Origin of the sequence: Pelosinus sp. IPA-1 (genome assembly GCF_030269905.1) — a bacterium.
In the GTDB taxonomy this organism is placed as follows: domain Bacteria; phylum Bacillota; class Negativicutes; order DSM-13327; family DSM-13327; genus Pelosinus.
Genome location: NZ_BSVC01000004.1, coordinates 236,364 through 254,072 on the forward strand (window position 1 = coordinate 236,364; position 17,709 = coordinate 254,072).

Below are 17,709 nucleotides of genomic sequence, written 5' to 3' on the forward strand. Positions count from 1 at the left end.
TATACTATTTATTAAGCTTTCCAATAAACTTATTTTAAAATCTCTTCAAGTCCCAAAACCAAACCATTTGCTGTTAGTACATATTTACAAGCCAATACAACCCCTGGCATAAATGACTCACGGGATATGGAGTCATGACGAATCGTTAGTGTTTGACCAAGTCCACCAAAAATAACTTCTTGATGCGCTACATATCCAGGTAAACGCACACTATGCATTCTAATACCAGAAAAGTCTCCTCCTCTTGCACCTGGTAGCTTCTCGACTTCGTCTGGATGTCCTTGTTGTAAATAACCACGTTTTTTCGCAATTAATTCTGCTGTTTGCAAAGCAGTTCCAGAGGGTGCATCGAGCTTTTGGTCGTGATGCAATTCAATGATTTCCACATGTGGAAAAAATTTAGCGGCATCTTGTGCCAATTTCATCATTAGAATAGCACCAATGGCAAAATTAGGGGCAATTAATGCATTCACTTTGGTTTTTTCACATAATTGACTAATTTCTTCCAGATTTTCTTCGGATAATCCAGTAGTTCCGACAACAGGGCAAACACCATTAGCAATTGCCATACGAATATTATTTAATACTACTTCTGGTCTTGTAAAGTCAACCATTACTTGTGGCTGTGTTTCATTAATTACAGTTTGCAGATTATTACCAACAATAATACCTGTTTTTTCTACACCGATTAAATCACCAATATCAATAAAATCCGATTTTGTATCTACAGCTCCTACGATACTTAATTGCGTATCGTTATGTATGGCTTTTAGTACCTCACGCCCCATTTTACCGTAAGCTCCACACACTATTACTCTAATCATATTGCGCACCTCCTAATAGTAGCAATGTATTCATTGATTGTTATGAATGTTAATCTTGAGGTAAAAATAATAGCCGATGAGTATAATCTCATCGGCTGTCAATCGTACATTCAACAGTTATAAGGATAATGGGAAAACAAATGTTTCCCCACGCCTTAGATAAGATAGCACTCCACTAAAAGGTTACTTTTAGTGACAGTCTTACACCTATTTGATGAAAGACCAGCACTGAAGACTTGGCATCTTCCGCACTTCGGCAAGCAACCCTTTTCTTTCAGATCATAGAGACCAATCTCCTTGAAAGTACTTTTGTTGTCTGCACCTCTATTCCATCCTGCGTAGGATGAAGTGTATTTAATTACATACATTGTATAATAGTGATTATAGTAGTGTCAATGCTTTTAAATAAAAAAGTAAAGTTTTAACAATCATTATATTTTAAGTCATATTTATTTACTGTGATTTTCTACATCTTTAGCGCCATTTTGTCGCAGTATTTGGGCTGCTGAGGTTACCTTAGTTGTATCTGTGCGAATAATAGCAAGAATGCTACCCTGCGCAACCTCTTGCTCATATCGTTGACTTGCTTCAGCAGGAATTCCCCAGTCAATTAGCCCACCAGCGATGCCGCCTGCAATTGCTCCTCCTACTGCAGCCGTAATAGGGCCAACAGCAAGAATAGGCCCGATACCGGGAAGCAGTAAAGCTCCAGCCCCCATGAGTAAGCCACCAATTCCACCTAACGTACCACCAGTCAATGTTCCATCAACAATGTCATCATCATAAGTTTCATCTTGTGTTGTATTAGCATGTTGTTGTTTTTTTGATACAATGTTAATTTCTTCTGATGTAAAGCCTTGTTGACGTAAAGTATTCACTGCATTTTCAGCTCTATCCCTCGATTCAAATACTCCAATAATGGTTTGGTTTTGCTTTTTGTTCTGTTGATAGTTTTGTTTTTGGTTTGAATTTTGTGTATTTGTCATATTGGTTGTATTCATGTTTCCTACTGGCGCCTGTTGCATTGTATTAGCAGTAGTGTTTGTTGCAGTATAACTATTTACCACGGTGTCTGAACTTGCTTGGTTTGGTAATTGATTGCAATTCTGTTTTTCCATGTGTAAACCTCCTAACATTAAATGCATTCCATGCAATTTAATGTTAGTTTATCCAGAGTACTTATTAATATGTATTTTCTTGACGCTCCCGATTTAAATTGCTATATCGATCATAAGCATTATTTATATCTACAATAATTACTTCATCTCCAATACGCTTTATTGCCTGCCATGGAATTGTCGTAGTTTTACTATCGCTGAAAAAGTTAAATAGTCCATTTCGCTTTGGTAGCAAGATAGTATGTATTCTGCCTGATTTATAATCAAAATTTAATTCACATTCATCAATTATCCCTAGGCGAGCTCCATCACCTAAATTGATAACTTCTTTACCTGATAACTCACTCAAGCGCATTTTCTTCACCCCTTACTATTCTTATAAAATAATTTCACAAAGAACGGCTGAACAATGGATAAAGCAATCGATAGAAAAGCTATTGGATCTATGTAGAAACCAAAAATCAATACTTTCTCTGGTACATCTAACTTTAGAAAAGATATAAGCATAACTAATGATAAATAGATACCACCAGAAACCGCGATTAATTCCTGCAGAGCCAATGATATTGGCGAAATTTTAATTTCATTACTGGCATTTATTTGGCGGTAATGCTTCATGCGTTCTAATACTGAAACTAGTAAGCCCCCAGTAAACAAAACAAGGAAAATTAACCAGGAATACATGATAGACCTCCATATACCTTCTATCTTAAGAATATGATGAAAAAACAATATTATGTTAAAAATAGCTTAGTGAAAGTTATGTATACTTCCACTAAGCTACTATAAAATCACTAATTACCTGTGCTGCCTAGGCCGCCTTTTCTAATTGAGAATATATCATGGTCATCTATGTCAGTTAATAAATATTTATAGAAAATTCCTTGTGCAATTCGAGCACCTTTATTAATCACTATTTCTTGTAAATTGTGATTATAAATAGCAATAAAAATGTGTCCTTCATTTTCACTATTATTGTAGTAGTCAGCATCAATAATCCCTTGGCTATTCATTAAACTTAATTTGTTTTTTATTGATAGACCAGAACGAATGTGTATGCCAAGGTATTCATCGGGCTGCATATACGCTTTAATACCTGTAGGTACTAGACTAAGGGAGTTTGGAGGTACTATTATATCTTCGGCGGCGGCTATATCATAGCCTGCGCTGCATTGTGTTTTTCGAGTAGGAATAATAATATCTTTATCTTTATAAGTAGAAATCAATTCAAAACCTCTTAACCTCATCATATATCTCCTCACTTATCGGTCCTAATGCTGTAAAACATAGAGTATTTGGATTAAACATTTGTTGTGTTATAGAGTGCACTTGCTCTAAAGAAACTTTATCAATGTTAGCAACTACCTCATCTAGAGTAATATACTTTCCTAATGTAAGTTCCATCTTCCCAAGCCGCGACATACGGCTACTTGAGCTTTCAAGTGCTAATAATAAATTACCTTTTAATTGTTCTTTCGTTTTGGTAAGCTCTCTAGCTGTAATGCCCTTATTCTTTAATTCAAAAATAGTTTGTCTCACTAATTCTACTACCTGGCATGCATTACTAGGACGTGTTCCAGCATAAATGGTAAATAGACCAGCATCGCTATAATTCGTCTGGTAAGAATAGATGGAGTAAGCAAGTCCCTTTTCTTCTCGAATCGTCTGAAATAATCGTGAACTGATACCTCCACCCAAAATATTATTTATTATGTGAAAGGTATAGATATCTGGTGATAACTGGGATACACTACTAGTTCCTAAACAAAGATGTACTTGCTCGATCGTTTTGGATTGGATTGTCTGATTTGGTTTTAATTCTGGGACAGTTGGGTTACCTTGTTTTTTATTGCCTGCCATTTTTCCAAAGTAGTGGTTTGTTAACTCTACTAGCCTTTCGTGGTTCAAATTACCAGCGGCGGCAATAACAATATTATCAGGGGTATAGAAATTTTGGTAGTATTCAAGAAGAAGTGGCTTGTTAAAATTTTCAATAGAAGGTACAGTGCCGATAATATTACGCCCAAGGGCATGCCCTGCCCAGATATTACTATGGTGAAGATCATGTACTAACTCATCGGGAGTATCTTCATACATATGGACTTCTTCTAAAACTACTTCTCTTTCACGGTTAATATCTTCCTGCTCAAATTTAGAAGATAAAAGCATATCGCTAAGAACATCCAGTGCAAGTTCTAGATGAGTATCGAGAACTTTTATATAATAGCAAGTATGTTCTTTATCGGTGAAAGCATTGATTTGTCCTCCAACTTCGTCTACCATTTCAGCAATATCCTTTGCAGAACGGTTCTCAGTACCTTTGAAGATCATGTGCTCAATAAAATGAGAAATGCCATGATTATGTTGTTGCTCAGTTCGAGAGCCAGTTCCTATCCATATTCCTAAAGTAACTGATTTTACATAAGGAATGGCTTCAGAGACAACACGAATACTATTTGGCAATGTTGATTTACGATACATATACTACTCCTTTTGTTCTATATCTAATCATATAAACTAATTTCTATTGGTATATGATAAATCCTGCTTGTTTACTAGATAACAATGGGAATAAAGATTTTATATAAAAAAAACAGAGATATAATATCTCTGTTTTTTACATAGTAAGCATTTGCTGCAAATTTATTAATTCTTAAAATATGCTACTGTACCATTAAAGATACCTTGTGCAATTTTACTACGATAGGAATCACTATTCAGTTGAGCTGCCTCTTCTTGATTTGAAACAAAACCCATTTCAACTAGTGTACTTGGCATAGATGTGTTGCGAAGCACATGAAAAGTAGCTGAGGAGGTTCCTTTATCAATTGCACCAGTTTCTTTGACAAGAGCTGTTTCTATTTCTGATGCTAGTGTAGAGGATTTTCCTGCAGGATAGAAAGCCATAGCTCCTTTAATACTACTATCGGGATTTTCATTAGAATGTATACTAATGAAAATATCAGCATGGTTATCTTCAGCCATCGTAACTCTAGCTGCTAACTCTTCCCCTAATGAACTTCCTTCAGGGGCAACGGTTCGATCCTTATCTCGAGTCATAATTACTTTAGCACCAGCTTGTACTAATTTATCACGCAATTTTAGTCCTACTGCCAGGTTATTATCAGACTCTCGTGTGTTATTGGCTACTGCTCCAGGATTACTACCACCATGTCCAGGATCTATAACAATAGTTTTATTTTTTAATGTCGTATCATTAGTTGATCCCGGCGGCACTGTTGTCGGTGATTTAGTGTTATTACCATCAAAAATGTTAAATACAGGGCCAAGAATCTTTTTGAAGATTAAGTTAAACAATTGCCCAAATATGCCCCCACCACCAGTATTTGAACTATTTGAATCTGCTATCGTAGTTGCAGCTAATGTATTTAGTATGTTATCAGTTGACGCCGCATGGGTGATTGGAATAGGAATTATTATATTAAATAAAAGTAAAGATAGAATAATATAGGATAAAAATTTGTTTTTATTCACTGGATACCTCCACAACGATATAAATTACTTTCTTGAAAATACAGTTTTTAAAGTCTTCCAAGAGTTAGGATCCTCTTCACCAAGCTTCCACATTGCAGCACCTGCAATATCATATTTGTTCACTAAATCAAGCTTGTATTTAAGGCTCTCACTATTTTCATACCATACCTGATGACTAATTCCATCAGCACCGGTATAGTCAAAATAAGGAGACTTAGAAGTTTTATCAAATACAACAGAACTATTAAATTGCTGTACTAAATTCATGATGGCTCCATTCTCTAAACTTTCTACTCCTTTGCTAGACCAATCATAGCCATAGGCTGCAATACCAATATAGACCTTATTTTTAGGTATAAATTTCAATGCATATTTGAGGTTGTTTTCTACCCAGTTTATATCAGCAATTGGGCCAGCTTTACTCCAAGTACCATGATTATCGTAAGTCATAATCATAATTTTATCGGCATATTTAGCCAATTGCGCATAATCATATGCAATAGACACATCATTTGACTCGTCCTGTTTCGGAAATACATCAATAGAAATAATATAGCCTTGTGGCTTAAGACGTAATGAAAGCTCTTCCATGAAGGATGACAAATTATCTCTGTCCTGTGCATCAACCATTTCAAAATCTACATTTATACCATCAAGATTATACTTTTTAATATAAGCCTCAAGATTATTGATTGCGTTCGTTCGTAAGGACGGAGAATTTAGTATCTTGTGAATTGGTGATATATCTCCTGTTTTTTTTGCATTATTAACTAGCAGTAAAACAGAAACATTGTTTTGATGTGCGAATTTAACTACTGAATCATGATCGTTACCACCTCGATCACTTACAGTAGCATCTTCCTCTAAGGTAGTCCAAAAAGGAGCAATTGTTTTAATTACATCCGTATTTTTTGATAATGAGTTAAAAGAAGAAGTATCTGTTCCCCACCATTCAGCATAAAAGCCAATAAGCTCCTTTTGAGAATTAGTTATTTTGGAAGGAGAGTCAATATTACCTGGATCCTGAGGAATAGTCATGTTACCAAGAACTTTTCCCATAAGAAGACCAAGTAGTATATTGATGAAACTAGTTCCAGAGGATGCTTCACTTGCGCCATTAATTTGATTACTAATTGTTGATTTTAAGCTATCAGTAAGGCTTGATGCATATACAGGGGCTGTTGCAGGCAGCAGAAAAGATAAGGCTATCAGCATAATAAGAAACCACGCTGTTGGCCTTTTGTAATTTTTCATATATCAACCTCCAAAAGTATTACAATAACAAAGCGATAATAGTTATGTAAACATAATAACACATATGAAGAGTCCTATCAATAACAAAAACAGGCATTTATATGCCTGTTTTTGTTATTTAATGATATCAGAAACCGTTGATATCTGATATCCTTTGTTTTTAATTTGCTGAATTAGTTCTGGTAATGCTTTAGCGGTTACCTCGGTAGGATGGATCAGAATGATCGCTCCATTGTGTAATTTCTTCATTACTCTACTAATGATAATTTCGGTTGGAGGGCGTTGCCAGTCAATTGTATCAATGCTCCACATAATAGTTGTGTAACCAAGCTCATTTGCAGCATATAAGACTGTATCATTATATTCACCATATGGTGGCGCGTATAATGTTGTCTTTATTGTAGTGAGTTCCTTAACTAAATCTTCCGTACGAACAATTTGTTCTTTATTTTTTTCTTTACTGAGAGCATTTGGATGAGGGTGGCTGTAGGTGTGATTGCCTAATTCGTGGCCATGGTTTGCTAATTCAGTAACTAAAGAGGGAAAACGTTTACCCCAACTTCCTCCAATGAAAAACGTTATTTTTATATTATTTTCATCAAGAGTATTTAACATGGTAGGTAAAAATTCTTCACCCCAAAAAACATTGCAAGCAAAGGCAACTTTCGGTTCTGCTGCGTTACCATGAAAAATAGGAAGTGGCTTTGCAACAGATTGTGCATTATTAAAAATAGGTTGTAATAGACCTGATAAGATAATGATTGCAAAGAATACACCAGCAGAAAATAATATATACCACCGTTGAACTCGGACGACTAAGAACCATTTCAAAGGAATCACCTCTAATTTTTTACTATTCTATTAATTAGAGGATGATTTTATGAAATAAAAAAACATAAACCTTATGGTTTATGTTTATCTTTTATTAGATTTGTTCTTTTTTCTCAGTTTCAACAGGTAAGAGTTCTTTGCGTGAAAGGTTAATACGACCTTGGCGATCAACTTCAGTTACTTTTACTAAAATTTCATCTCCAACTTTTACAACATCCTCCACTTTCTCTACGCGTTCGCGAGCCAATTGGGAAATGTGTACAAGTCCTTCCTTACCAGGAAGTATTTCAACAAAAGCACCAAAGTTCATCAAACGAGTGACTTTACCAGTATAGCTACTACCAACCTCTACTTCTCTGACTAAAGTCTCAATAATCTTTACTGCCTTCTGGCCTGCTTCCATATCAACTGCAGCTATAAAAACTTTACCATCATCTTCAATATCAATTTTAACGCCTGTCTCTTCAATAATCTTTTTAATTGTTTTACCACCAGGCCCAATTACATCCCGTATCTTATCTGGATGAATTTCCATAGTGATAATTCGAGGAGCAAAAGGAGATAACTCAGCTCTCGGTTTTTCTATTACCTCTATGATTTTATTCATTATATGCATACGGCCACGATGCGCTTGTGCGAGAGCGCTTGATAGAATTTCTTTGGTTATACCAGCAATTTTAATGTCCATTTGAATTGCTGTAATACCAGCTGTTGTTCCAGCAACTTTAAAGTCCATATCACCTAAAGCATCTTCTAATCCTTGAATATCAGTAAGAATTGAATAGTCCTCTCCATCTTTAACTAAACCCATAGCAACTCCAGAAACTGGGCGTTTAATTGGTACACCAGCATCTAGAAGAGATAAGGTGCTACCACAAACACTTGCCATTGAACTAGAACCATTTGATTCTAAAATTTCAGAGACTAATCGAATTGTATAAGGAAATTCAACTTCTGAAGGAATTACGGGTACTAGTGCGCGTTCAGCTAGAGCACCGTGTCCAATTTCTCTACGACCTGGTCCACGAGATGGTCTTGTTTCACCAACGCTAAAGGATGGAAAATTATAATGATGCATATAGCGTTTTGATTCTTCAACACCTAGGCCGTCAAGAATCTGTTCGTCACCCATTGCACCAAGAGTAGTAATTGTTAATGCTTGGGTTTGTCCACGAGTAAACAACGCGGAGCCATGTGTTCGTGCAAATAAACCAATCGCACAACTAATTGGTCGAACTTCTTCTAATTCCCGACCATCAGGGCGTATTTTATCAACTGTAATCATTTTGCGAACGACTTCTTTTATGATTTTTTGCATCATGTTTTGAACGTCTTTACCATTTTCAGGATAAATGGCAGCAAAGTGTTCGGCAACTTGCTTTTTAGCTTGTTTCATATTTTCTTCACGAGTTAATTTATCAGAATTTCTAACTGCTGTTATGAAACTTTCGGTAGCAAAATCGCGAACCGCACTGTTAATATCTGCAGGTATTTCATATAACTTTATCTCGCGTTTTGGTTTGCCTATTTCCGCAACTATCTTTTCTTGTAAGGCAATGAGGCTCCGAATAATATCATGTCCAAAGCTAATTGCTTGCAAAATAATTTCTTCCGATAATTCATTTGCACCAGCTTCTACCATAAGGACAGCATCTTTTGTTCCCGCGACAACTAAGTTAAGTTCACTTAACTTTTGTTGCTCAACTGTAGGATTGGTTATAAATTCATTATTAATTAAACCAATTCGTACACCACCAATTGGGCCATTAAAAGGAATATCGGAAATTGATAGTGCGCAGGATGCGCCAATCATCGCTGGAATTTCGGGTGAATTATCTTGATCCACTGAGAGTACAGTAGCAACTACTTGTACATCATTACGAAAACCGCTAGCAAACAACGGCCGAATTGGTCTATCAATTAAACGGCTAGCAAGAATAGAGGACTCACTTGGGCGTCCTTCTCTTTTGATAAAGCCTCCTGGAATTTTGCCGACTGAATATAATTTTTCCTCATAATCTACTGTGAGTGGGAAAAAATCAATGCCTTCTCTCGGCTCGGCTGAAGCAGTAGCAGTGACTAATACCGCAGTGTCTCCATATCTGACTAGAACTGATCCACCGGCTTGTTTGGCCATTGTACCTGATTCTATAATCAGGGTTCTATCTCCCAACTGCATTTCAAATTTATACATATATGGCTTTCCTCCTCTATAACCTCTAACTTTATTACCAAAGATTAACTCTTCGACATTTTTTTTAGTATTTCCTTTATTATTAGAGTTAATCTATAAAAAAATACTTTTAGCATAAAAAGAAAAGACTTGGCTTGTGCCAAGTCTGTCTTTTTTACTTTCTTAGGTTGAGTTTTTCAAGAATAGAACGATAACGTTCTAAATCGTTGTTACGTAGATAGTTTAATAAACCTCTGCGTTGACCAACCATTTTTAAAAGACCGCGTCTTGAATGATGATCTTTTTTGTGCTCTTTTAAATGATTCGTCAAATAATTAATACGTTCAGTTAAAATAGCAATTTGGACTTCTGGTGATCCAGTATCAGCCTCATGCACACGGTACTTTTCAATTAGAGATTGTTTTAATTCTGGTGTTAACAAAGTGGTCACCTCCTTATACATTATCCCCACTAGCCAAGACAATCGTTGGAGAATCGAACATCCTCGCTATGGTTATTTGTCAATAAATGATTAGTCATCATTCACCAACAGAACATACTATATCACAAATAATAAAGATTGTAAATGATAGTATTTTCTTGGAGAAATTAAGAATAATACTTTTGAGCAATAATTATGTCTTGTGATATCTGCATTTTGAGATCCTCTGCATTAGAGAAGGTAAATTCATTACGGAGATGTTTTAGAAATCGTATACTAACTATTTCGCCATATAAATCACCAGAAAAATCAAGAATATGGACTTCAATGCGGTGATCCTTATCTTTGAAAGTAGGATTGGTACCAACATTTGCAATTCCGTTATATTGAATTTTATTTATAGTGAGCTGAACAGCATATACTCCATTATGAGGTACGATTAAACCAGGAGCAACATTCAAATTAATGGTTGGATATCCTAATAATCGGCCACGTTTAGCACCATGGACTACAATACCTTTTACCGTTACTGGCCTACCTAGAAGATGTGCAGCCTGATCAACCTTACCCATTGCTATCATTTGACGAATTAGGGTACTACTAACCATAACATTATCTACATAAACTGTTGGATTGATCTCTGTTTTAAATCCGTATTGTGATCCTACCTGCTGCAAAAGTTCTGGTGTTCCACCACGTTTATAGCCAAAAAAATAGTTTGGACCAATTAAAATATGTTTAGGATCTAAATTTTCGACTAATAGAGTAATAAACTGTGTAGCTGTTAATTGTAGAAAATTTGCTGTAAAAGGTATATTTAATAAAACATCTACACCTAGGTTTTGAATTAACTCAGCCTTATGATTCTGCGTGATTATTTGCAAGGGGCACCGTTGGGGAGCAATTACAGACAAAGGATGATTGCTAAAAGTGAATACTACACTTGTACCATGTAGCTGTTTGGCCAACTCTACCGAACGTGAAATTACTTTTTGATGGCCAATATGCACGCCATCAAAAGTCCCTAATGCAACGGTAATATTAGAGTATTGACTTTTTATATTCTTTAGATGAGTTAATATTTCCATATTTTCCACCACACAATAACAATAATTATATCAGAAAATCTATCCATGGAAGTCATAGTGATTTCCATAGATAGATTTCATGTACTTTATTCTAAATTGATTACTTTCACAGGAGTAATCACAGCAGTAGTATTTAATTGTCCGATACCAATAAATTGGGATTCTTGCTCGTAAAGCCTTATTAACCCTTGAAAAGGCTCTTTAAAAGTATGGTTGCTGATGCTTTGGCCATATTTAAAGGCTTGTGCCATTTCCGGTGTTAACGTCAATTTGGGCATGTATTCTATGGCGTAATCAAGTGGCAATAGTGCCTGCTCGGGATTCGACCCAATTTCCTCTAAAGAAAAGGCCTTGTCTAAAGAAAAGCATCCTACGTGAGTACGAACTAAAAACGACATAACAACAGGACAATTTATTTTTTGTCCTATATCGATGCATAAGGAACGTATATAGGTTCCTTTAGAACATGTTACATCAAATAAGATATGCGTTGTATCAACATGCAGCAGTGTTATATCATGAATTGTAATAGTTCTTGGCTGGCGTTCTATTGTAATGCCAGCTCGTGCTAATTCATATAGTTTTTTTCCTTGGACTTTTATCGCCGAATACATTGGAGGAACTTGCTCATTTGTACCAATAAATGATGCTAACACTTTTTCAATTTCTGCTTTACTAGGCATAGAACATGCCTCACGATTAACAATAGTACCAGTATCGTCTCCAGTATCTGTTTCATAACCGATTGTAAGCTCAACTCGGTAACCCTTATCCGTATCTGTCATATATTCAAGTAAACGTGTGGCTGTTCCGAGTGCAACGGGCAATACGCCTGCTGCTGCTGGGTCTAATGTACCAGCATGGCCTACACGTTTAAGATGATAAGTTCTACGAACGAAGGAAACTACATCATGAGAGGTCATGCCTGGAGGCTTTAATATGTTAATCAAACCATTACTCATAATGTTGTCCCGGCTAACTGTTTGACAGCAGAGTTAAGTACTTTTATTTTAATGTCCTCAATTTTTCCCATTATAGCGCAACCAGCAGCCTTTGCGTGTCCGCCACCGCCAAAGGACAATGCTAATTTACTAACATCAACTGTCTTTGAACGGAAACTAATTCTGATAGTGCCCTCGTTCATAACTTTAAACATGATTGCAATTTCTACGCCCTCAATAATACGTGGGTAATTTATAAATCCCTCTGTACTATCTAAGGTATCTAAGGTATCAGGTGACACCGTGATGGTAGCAATTTTCCCATGATGATGAAGTTCAAGCGTTTCTAAGACTTTAGCTAGTGTTAGAATACTCTCAAGGGGTTTTGTTTCCATATATTCTGATATTGCATTTGGTTTTGCGCCAAATTCAATTAAATCAGCAGCATATCGCATGGTTTGAACAGAGGTATTGGCGTAACGGAAAAAACCGCAGTCAGTAGCTATAGCAGTATACAAGCAAGTTGCTATAGCAGGAGTAATCTTAGCATTTAATAACTTAAGTAGCTCGAAAATTATTTCTCCTGTGGCTGCTGACTTGCTATTAATATACCAATAATCTGCAAACTTAGTATTTGATATATGATGATCAATGTTCAAAATAGGGGCATTAACATGTTCTTTTACTTTACCTATGCGCTCAATATCACTCGCATCAAGCACAATTAGTAAATCCGCACTAATTACCTTTGTTGTTGGTTTGCCAATGGTCTCATGCCCTGGAAGGAATTTATATAAAGCAGGAACTTCATCATCAAGTATCATTTTTACACTTTTTCCCCGTGAAGCAAGATACTCATTAAGTGCCAACATGGATCCTAAACAGTCACCATCTGGATGAACATGGGCGGTAATTATAATTGTGCTCATGTTTTGTAAAAGGTCAGCAACCTGTTTTAATGAAAAGTTCATAGTTTAGTGACTGCCTTCTTCCTGTTTAATTTTAATTAATAATTCTTGGATGTGAGCACTGTAGTTTAACGATTCATCAATATGCAACGATAATTCGGGAGTTATTCTCATTCGTATGCGCTTGCCTATTTCGCTGCGCATATATCCTAAAGCACTTTGTAAGCCTTTCCAGGTCTCGGCCTTTTGCTCATCATTACCCATTAAACTTACATAAATCTTTGCACTACGCAAATCAGCAGTTGCTTCTACTTGGGTAATAGTTGCAAAACCAACACGTGGATCTTTAAGCTCAGTTAAAATAATTTTGCTGATTTCTTGTTTAATAAACTCCTGGACTTTTTCAACACGGAGTTGCCCCATCTATATACGCCGCCTTTTATTTAACCTTTAGGTTTTATTTCTTCCATTGTGAATGCTTCAATTATATCGCCTTCTTTAAGATCACGGAATTTATCAACAGTAATACCACATTCATAACCTGCAGCAACTTCTTTTACGTCATCTTTAAAACGTCGTAATGATTCTAACTCACCTTCATGTATTACGATACCATTACGGATTACACGTACTTGGGAAGAGTTGAGTATTTTTCCTTCTAAGACATAAGCTCCTGCAATAACAACCTTTGATATTGTAAACAGTTGACGTATTTCTACGCGGCCTTGGATTACTTCTTTAAATTCTGGTGCCAACATGCCTGTCATAGCAGCTTCTACATCATGTAATGCTTCATAAATAACACGATACAGTCTAATATCAATTTTCTCAGACTCACCAGCTTTGCGTGCATTACCATCAGGACGAACATTAAATCCTATGATTAAGGCGTTAGAAGCAGAGGCCAACATTACGTCAGATTCATTAATAGCACCAACTCCAGCGTGTACAATGTTTACTCTTACTTCCTTGTTATTAGCATTTAAGGCTAATAAGGATTGGCGTAACGCTTCAACGGAACCCTGGACATCAGCTTTAATAACAATATTCAAATCCTGAATATTGCCATCTTGTATTTGTTTAAATAAATCATCTAAGGAAACCTTTTGAGATTGCATTAACTCATCAGTACGTCTTTTAGCAATACGCTTTTCTGCTACAGCTCTTGCTATTTTTTCATCTACAGCGACAAGAACATCACCTGCTTGTGGTACATCGGCCAAGCCAAGTACCTCTACAGGAGTAGATGGTTCCGCTTTTTTCACCTTTTCACCACGATCATTGACCATAGCTCGAACTTTACCATAGGCAATACCAGCAATAATAGTATCACCAATATGCAGAGTTCCTTTTTGCACTAAAACAGTAGCTACAGGGCCTCGTCCTTTATCAAGCTTTGCTTCAATAATCGTGCCATACGCTTGGCGGTTCGGATTAGCCTTAATTTCTTGCATTTCTGCTACGAGCAATACCATTTCTAGCAGTTCATTAATGCCAGTTTTTTGTTGAGCAGAAACTGGCACCATAATAGCATCTCCACCCCAGTCTTCAGAAACAAGACCGTAGTCAGATAATTGCTGTTTAATTCTATCAGGGTTCGCTCCGGGGCGATCCATTTTATTAATAGCTACAATGATAGGGACGTTAGCAGATTTAGCATGATTGATAGCTTCAATAGTTTGTGGCATAACTCCATCATCGGCTGCTACAACTAAAATTGCAATATCAGTAACTTGAGCACCTCGAGCTCGCATAGCTGTGAAGGCTTCATGACCAGGGGTGTCAAGAAAAACGATCTTTTTCCCTTGACAAGTAACCTTATAGGCACCGATGTGCTGCGTGATCCCACCAGCTTCTTGGGAAGTTACATGGGTTTGTCTGATTGAATCTAATAAAGAAGTCTTGCCATGATCAACATGTCCCATAACAGTGACAACTGGCGGTCTATGCACAAGAGTAGCAGGATCATCTTCAATCTCTGCGATTTCAGTTGGATCTTCTTCAGGTGGTAGTTCTTGTACAGTAACACCAAATTCCGTAGCAAGCAGCGAGGCGGTTTCAAAGTCAAGATCTTGGTTTATTGTAGCCATAACTCCAAGCATCATAAGCTTTTTAATGACTTCACCGACTTCGCGACATAGTTTGCTAGCCAATTCTTTTACAGTAATTGACTCGCCTAATTTAACACTTTTTGGTTTCGGTGGTTCAACTTTAACAGTAGGGGCTGCGTTACGAGGTTGAAATCCGCGATTTTGTTGTGGCTTTTTGTTAAAGTTCCCTGCGCCTTGATTTCTTGAGCCATTATTATTTGCGGGACGATTGTTATTCGATTGGAAACGGTTAGGAGGAGCAGCAGGTCTAGAGTGAACGGAAGGTTGTTGTGTTCCTGCATTTCGGGGTTGTAAAATTTGCGTATTTGAGGAATTCTGCTGCATTGGACGTTGTGGGCTCTGCTGCACGGGACGTTGCGAATTTTGTTGTGCAGGACGTTGTTGATTTTGAAATGGAGTTTGCGTAGGGCGTTGTGGGTTTTGGGAATTCTGCTGCATTGGACGTTGTGTATTTTGTTGTGGTCTATTTAGATTGTTATTATTTTGATTTGGTTGATTATGCATTGGACGTTGTTGTTGATTTGGGAAAGAACGTTGGTCTCCTCTATTGGCAAACGATTGTTGCCTATCATTTGCAGGACGGCTCTCTGGCTTGGTCGGCTGTTGAGTCTGTACCCTTGGTTTGTTTTCAATACGTTCTGTATTTGGTTGGGATTGAATTGCATTATTTTGTGGCACTGTTGAAGGTGTAGTAGTTATTTTATGAGCAAATGTTCTTGTAATAAGGTTTTTGGCATCATCATCCACACTACTCATATGATTTTTTGCTTCCATATTATTTCTTACTAAAATATCAATTATCACCTTACTCGTTGTGTTAAAATCTTTGGCTAATTCATATATTCTATATTTGGACATTCATCTACCCCCATTTTCTATCTCTCTCGTAATAATACCAGCTAACTACTAAGTAACTTTTTGACCGTATTACTAAAACCACTATCTGTTAATGCTAACGCTGCACGGTACATCTTTCCGATACAATGCCCCAATTGATCTTTTGAAAAAATTTCATAAATCTCGACATTATAATAGGCAGCCATATCGCGATAGCCTTTTTTTGTGGATTCAGAACAATCAGTGGCAATGATAAGAAGTTTAGCGTTACCTGACTTAACTGCCTTCTCAACGGACAATTCTCCAGAAGCTATTTTTCCAGCTTTTTGCGCTAGACCTAACATTGAAATTATTTTGTCTTCTTTTATCATATTATAATACCAGATCTTAATTGTTCATAGATCTGAGGATCAACAACTCTTTTTAACGCTCGTTCTAATCTTTTCTCTTTAAATGCTTTTAACAAACATTGTTCATTAGAGCAAAGATATGCACCCCGTCCCGATTTTTTACCTGTAGCATCTAAAACCACTTCATTATCAGGTGTGCGGACGACACGTAACAGCTCTTTCTTATTTTTCATTTCTTGGCAACCAACACACATACGCTGAGGAGTTTTTTTCTGTATAACCATAAAATCCTCCTAGGAATTAACTTGAGATTCGCTTTTAATATCAATTTTCCAACCAGTTAATTTTGCTGCTAGACGAGCATTCTGACCTTCTTTGCCGATTGCTAAGGACAATTGGTAATCAGGCACTACAACCCTTGAAATTTTCTCTACTTCATTAATTTCTACACTGACTACTTTAGCAGGGCTCAAGGCATTGGCAATGTATTTGGCTGGATCCGTATTCCATTTTACAATATCTACTTTTTCGCCCTTTAGTTCATTGACAATCGACTGCACTCGCATCCCTTTATGTCCAACACAAGCACCTACTGGATCGACATTTTCGTCCCGTGAATAAACTGCAAATTTGGAGCGTAAACCTGGTTCTCTAGCTACCGATTTTATTTCAACAACCCCATCATGAATTTCTGGGACTTCTAATTCAAATAAGCGTTTCAATAGACCAGGATGAGTACGGGATACTAAAATTTGTGGTCCTTTGGTGGTTTTTTTCACTTCAATTATATATGTTTTTAGTCGATCACCATGTTTATAAACTTCCCCGGCAATTTGTTCAGAAGGTGCTAAGATGGCTTCCGCTTTACCAAGATCGATATACACATTCTTTTGTTCAATGCGTTGCACAATACCAGTGAGGATATCACTTTCGCGGTTTGAAAATTCATCATAAATTATACCGCGTTCCGCTTCTCGAATGCGTTGCACTACTACTTGTTTTGCTGTTTGGGCTGCAATTCGGCCGAAATTTTTTGGTGTAACCTCTATTTCAACAATATCCTCTAAATCATAACGTACGTCTAATAGGCGAGCTTCATTTAAATCTATTTCTAGTCGTGCATCTGTTACTACATCTACTACAGTTTTTCTCGCATATACATGAATTTCACCTGTTGTACGTTCTAACGACACTCTTACATTTTGAGCTGAGCTAAAATTTCGTTTGTAAGCTGAGATAAGTGCTGCTTCAATTGCCTCAAACAATATTTCAGGAGCAATCCCCTTTTCCTTGCCTAGTTGTTCAAAAGCTTGCATGAATTCTGCGTTCACTTAAAT

The 17,709-nt window shown here is 36.7% G+C and carries 19 protein-coding genes and 1 riboswitch; all 19 genes read right to left on the reverse strand.

Features of this window, described 5'->3' with window-relative positions; all coding sequences use genetic code 11:
- Positions 1-29 precede the first annotated feature (29 nt).
- The 19 genes from dapB to nusA all read right to left on the reverse strand — a co-directional run bounded on the left by dapB (position 30) and on the right by nusA (position 17,703).
- Positions 30-824, reverse strand: a complete 795-nt coding sequence (gene dapB / locus QSJ81_RS10885; RefSeq protein ID WP_038670755.1) for a 4-hydroxy-tetrahydrodipicolinate reductase — start codon at positions 822-824, stop codon at positions 30-32.
- A 157-nt stretch (positions 825-981) separates the two neighbouring features.
- A riboswitch (Lysine riboswitch) is annotated at positions 982-1,159 on the reverse strand.
- 114 nt (positions 1,160-1,273) lie between these two features.
- Positions 1,274-1,942 carry a general stress protein gene (locus QSJ81_RS10890; protein ID WP_285717419.1) on the reverse strand — a complete coding sequence of 223 codons (669 nt, stop codon included), beginning with the start codon at positions 1,940-1,942 and terminating at the stop codon, positions 1,274-1,276.
- Positions 1,943-2,006: 64 nt separating this feature from the next.
- Positions 2,007-2,297 carry a YlmC/YmxH family sporulation protein gene (locus QSJ81_RS10895; protein ID WP_285717420.1) on the reverse strand — a complete coding sequence of 97 codons (291 nt, stop codon included), beginning with the start codon at positions 2,295-2,297 and terminating at the stop codon, positions 2,007-2,009.
- Between the two features lie 5 nt (positions 2,298-2,302).
- The gene (locus QSJ81_RS10900) at positions 2,303-2,626 is read right to left on the reverse strand and encodes a hypothetical protein (RefSeq protein WP_285717421.1); all 324 of its coding nucleotides are present in this window, start codon (positions 2,624-2,626) and stop codon (positions 2,303-2,305) included.
- Positions 2,627-2,736: 110 nt separating this feature from the next.
- Complete coding sequence (locus QSJ81_RS10905) at positions 2,737-3,189, reverse strand: dCTP deaminase/dUTPase family protein (RefSeq protein ID WP_285717764.1); 453 nt, start codon at positions 3,187-3,189, stop codon at positions 2,737-2,739.
- Positions 3,170-4,423 (reverse strand): M16 family metallopeptidase, encoded by a 1,254-nt coding sequence (locus tag QSJ81_RS10910; protein ID WP_285717422.1) that lies wholly within the window; start codon positions 4,421-4,423, stop codon positions 3,170-3,172. The genes QSJ81_RS10905 and QSJ81_RS10910 overlap by 20 nt, the downstream gene beginning before the upstream one ends.
- Before the next feature lie 165 nt (positions 4,424-4,588).
- On the reverse strand, positions 4,589-5,437 hold the full coding sequence (locus QSJ81_RS10915; RefSeq protein WP_285717423.1) for an N-acetylmuramoyl-L-alanine amidase family protein: 849 nt from the start codon (positions 5,435-5,437) through the stop codon (positions 4,589-4,591).
- A 24-nt stretch (positions 5,438-5,461) separates the two neighbouring features.
- Positions 5,462-6,691: a glycosyl hydrolase family 18 protein gene (locus tag QSJ81_RS10920; RefSeq protein WP_285717424.1), complete on the reverse strand. Its 1,230-nt coding sequence runs from the start codon at positions 6,689-6,691 to the stop codon at positions 5,462-5,464.
- Between the two features lie 114 nt (positions 6,692-6,805).
- On the reverse strand, positions 6,806-7,522 hold the full coding sequence (locus QSJ81_RS10925; RefSeq protein WP_502929647.1) for a polysaccharide deacetylase family protein: 717 nt from the start codon (positions 7,520-7,522) through the stop codon (positions 6,806-6,808).
- 94 nt (positions 7,523-7,616) lie between these two features.
- A complete protein-coding gene (locus QSJ81_RS10930; RefSeq protein WP_285717426.1) occupies positions 7,617-9,716 on the reverse strand; it encodes a polyribonucleotide nucleotidyltransferase in 2,100 nt (699 codons plus the stop codon).
- A gap of 154 nt (positions 9,717-9,870) precedes the next feature.
- Positions 9,871-10,137: a 30S ribosomal protein S15 gene (rpsO, locus tag QSJ81_RS10935; protein WP_084159813.1), complete on the reverse strand. Its 267-nt coding sequence runs from the start codon at positions 10,135-10,137 to the stop codon at positions 9,871-9,873.
- Between the two features lie 167 nt (positions 10,138-10,304).
- A complete protein-coding gene (locus tag QSJ81_RS10940) occupies positions 10,305-11,225 on the reverse strand; it encodes a bifunctional riboflavin kinase/FAD synthetase (RefSeq protein WP_285717427.1) in 921 nt (306 codons plus the stop codon).
- A gap of 86 nt (positions 11,226-11,311) precedes the next feature.
- Positions 11,312-12,187, reverse strand: a complete 876-nt coding sequence (gene truB, locus QSJ81_RS10945; RefSeq protein ID WP_285717428.1) for a tRNA pseudouridine(55) synthase TruB — start codon at positions 12,185-12,187, stop codon at positions 11,312-11,314.
- The gene (locus QSJ81_RS10950) at positions 12,184-13,137 is read right to left on the reverse strand and encodes a DHH family phosphoesterase (RefSeq protein WP_285717429.1); all 954 of its coding nucleotides are present in this window, start codon (positions 13,135-13,137) and stop codon (positions 12,184-12,186) included. Before QSJ81_RS10950 ends, truB begins: the two co-directional genes overlap by 4 nt.
- Positions 13,138-13,140: 3 nt before the next feature.
- Positions 13,141-13,497 (reverse strand): 30S ribosome-binding factor RbfA, encoded by a 357-nt coding sequence (gene rbfA, locus QSJ81_RS10955; protein ID WP_038670780.1) that lies wholly within the window; start codon positions 13,495-13,497, stop codon positions 13,141-13,143.
- Between the two features lie 20 nt (positions 13,498-13,517).
- On the reverse strand, positions 13,518-16,043 hold the full coding sequence (gene infB / locus QSJ81_RS10960) for a translation initiation factor IF-2 (protein WP_285717430.1): 2,526 nt from the start codon (positions 16,041-16,043) through the stop codon (positions 13,518-13,520).
- A 41-nt stretch (positions 16,044-16,084) separates the two neighbouring features.
- Positions 16,085-16,393: a L7Ae/L30e/S12e/Gadd45 family ribosomal protein gene (locus QSJ81_RS10965; RefSeq protein ID WP_285717431.1), complete on the reverse strand. Its 309-nt coding sequence runs from the start codon at positions 16,391-16,393 to the stop codon at positions 16,085-16,087.
- Complete coding sequence (rnpM, locus tag QSJ81_RS10970) at positions 16,390-16,656, reverse strand: RNase P modulator RnpM (protein WP_285717432.1); 267 nt, start codon at positions 16,654-16,656, stop codon at positions 16,390-16,392. The genes QSJ81_RS10965 and rnpM overlap by 4 nt, the downstream gene beginning before the upstream one ends.
- A 9-nt stretch (positions 16,657-16,665) precedes the next feature.
- Positions 16,666-17,703 (reverse strand): transcription termination factor NusA, encoded by a 1,038-nt coding sequence (gene nusA, locus QSJ81_RS10975; RefSeq protein ID WP_038670788.1) that lies wholly within the window; start codon positions 17,701-17,703, stop codon positions 16,666-16,668.
- Positions 17,704-17,709: the final 6 nt, after the last annotated feature.

Bases quoted from the DNA above. Each gene is read 5' to 3' on its own strand.
- QSJ81_RS10905 (WP_285717764.1), bottom strand. From the start codon at position 3,189: ATGAGGTTAAGAGGTTTTGAATTGATTTCTACTTATAAAGATAAAGAT.
- QSJ81_RS10940 (WP_285717427.1), bottom strand. From the start codon at position 11,225: ATGGAAATATTAACTCATCTAAAGAATATAAAAAGTCAATACTCTAAT.
- QSJ81_RS10910 (WP_285717422.1), bottom strand. From the start codon at position 4,423: ATGTATCGTAAATCAACATTGCCAAATAGTATTCGTGTTGTCTCTGAA.
- dapB (WP_038670755.1), bottom strand. From the start codon at position 824: ATGATTAGAGTAATAGTGTGTGGAGCTTACGGTAAAATGGGGCGTGAG.
- QSJ81_RS10950 (WP_285717429.1), bottom strand. From the start codon at position 13,137: ATGAACTTTTCATTAAAACAGGTTGCTGACCTTTTACAAAACATGAGC.
- QSJ81_RS10930 (WP_285717426.1), bottom strand. From the start codon at position 9,716: ATGTATAAATTTGAAATGCAGTTGGGAGATAGAACCCTGATTATAGAA.
- rbfA (WP_038670780.1), bottom strand. From the start codon at position 13,497: ATGGGGCAACTCCGTGTTGAAAAAGTCCAGGAGTTTATTAAACAAGAA.
- truB (WP_285717428.1), bottom strand. From the start codon at position 12,187: ATGAGTAATGGTTTGATTAACATATTAAAGCCTCCAGGCATGACCTCT.
- infB (WP_285717430.1), bottom strand. From the start codon at position 16,043: ATGTCCAAATATAGAATATATGAATTAGCCAAAGATTTTAACACAACG.
- QSJ81_RS10890 (WP_285717419.1), bottom strand. From the start codon at position 1,942: ATGGAAAAACAGAATTGCAATCAATTACCAAACCAAGCAAGTTCAGAC.
- QSJ81_RS10920 (WP_285717424.1), bottom strand. From the start codon at position 6,691: ATGAAAAATTACAAAAGGCCAACAGCGTGGTTTCTTATTATGCTGATA.
- QSJ81_RS10895 (WP_285717420.1), bottom strand. From the start codon at position 2,297: ATGCGCTTGAGTGAGTTATCAGGTAAAGAAGTTATCAATTTAGGTGAT.
- rnpM (WP_285717432.1), bottom strand. From the start codon at position 16,656: ATGGTTATACAGAAAAAAACTCCTCAGCGTATGTGTGTTGGTTGCCAA.
- QSJ81_RS10900 (WP_285717421.1), bottom strand. From the start codon at position 2,626: ATGTATTCCTGGTTAATTTTCCTTGTTTTGTTTACTGGGGGCTTACTA.
- QSJ81_RS10965 (WP_285717431.1), bottom strand. From the start codon at position 16,393: ATGATAAAAGAAGACAAAATAATTTCAATGTTAGGTCTAGCGCAAAAA.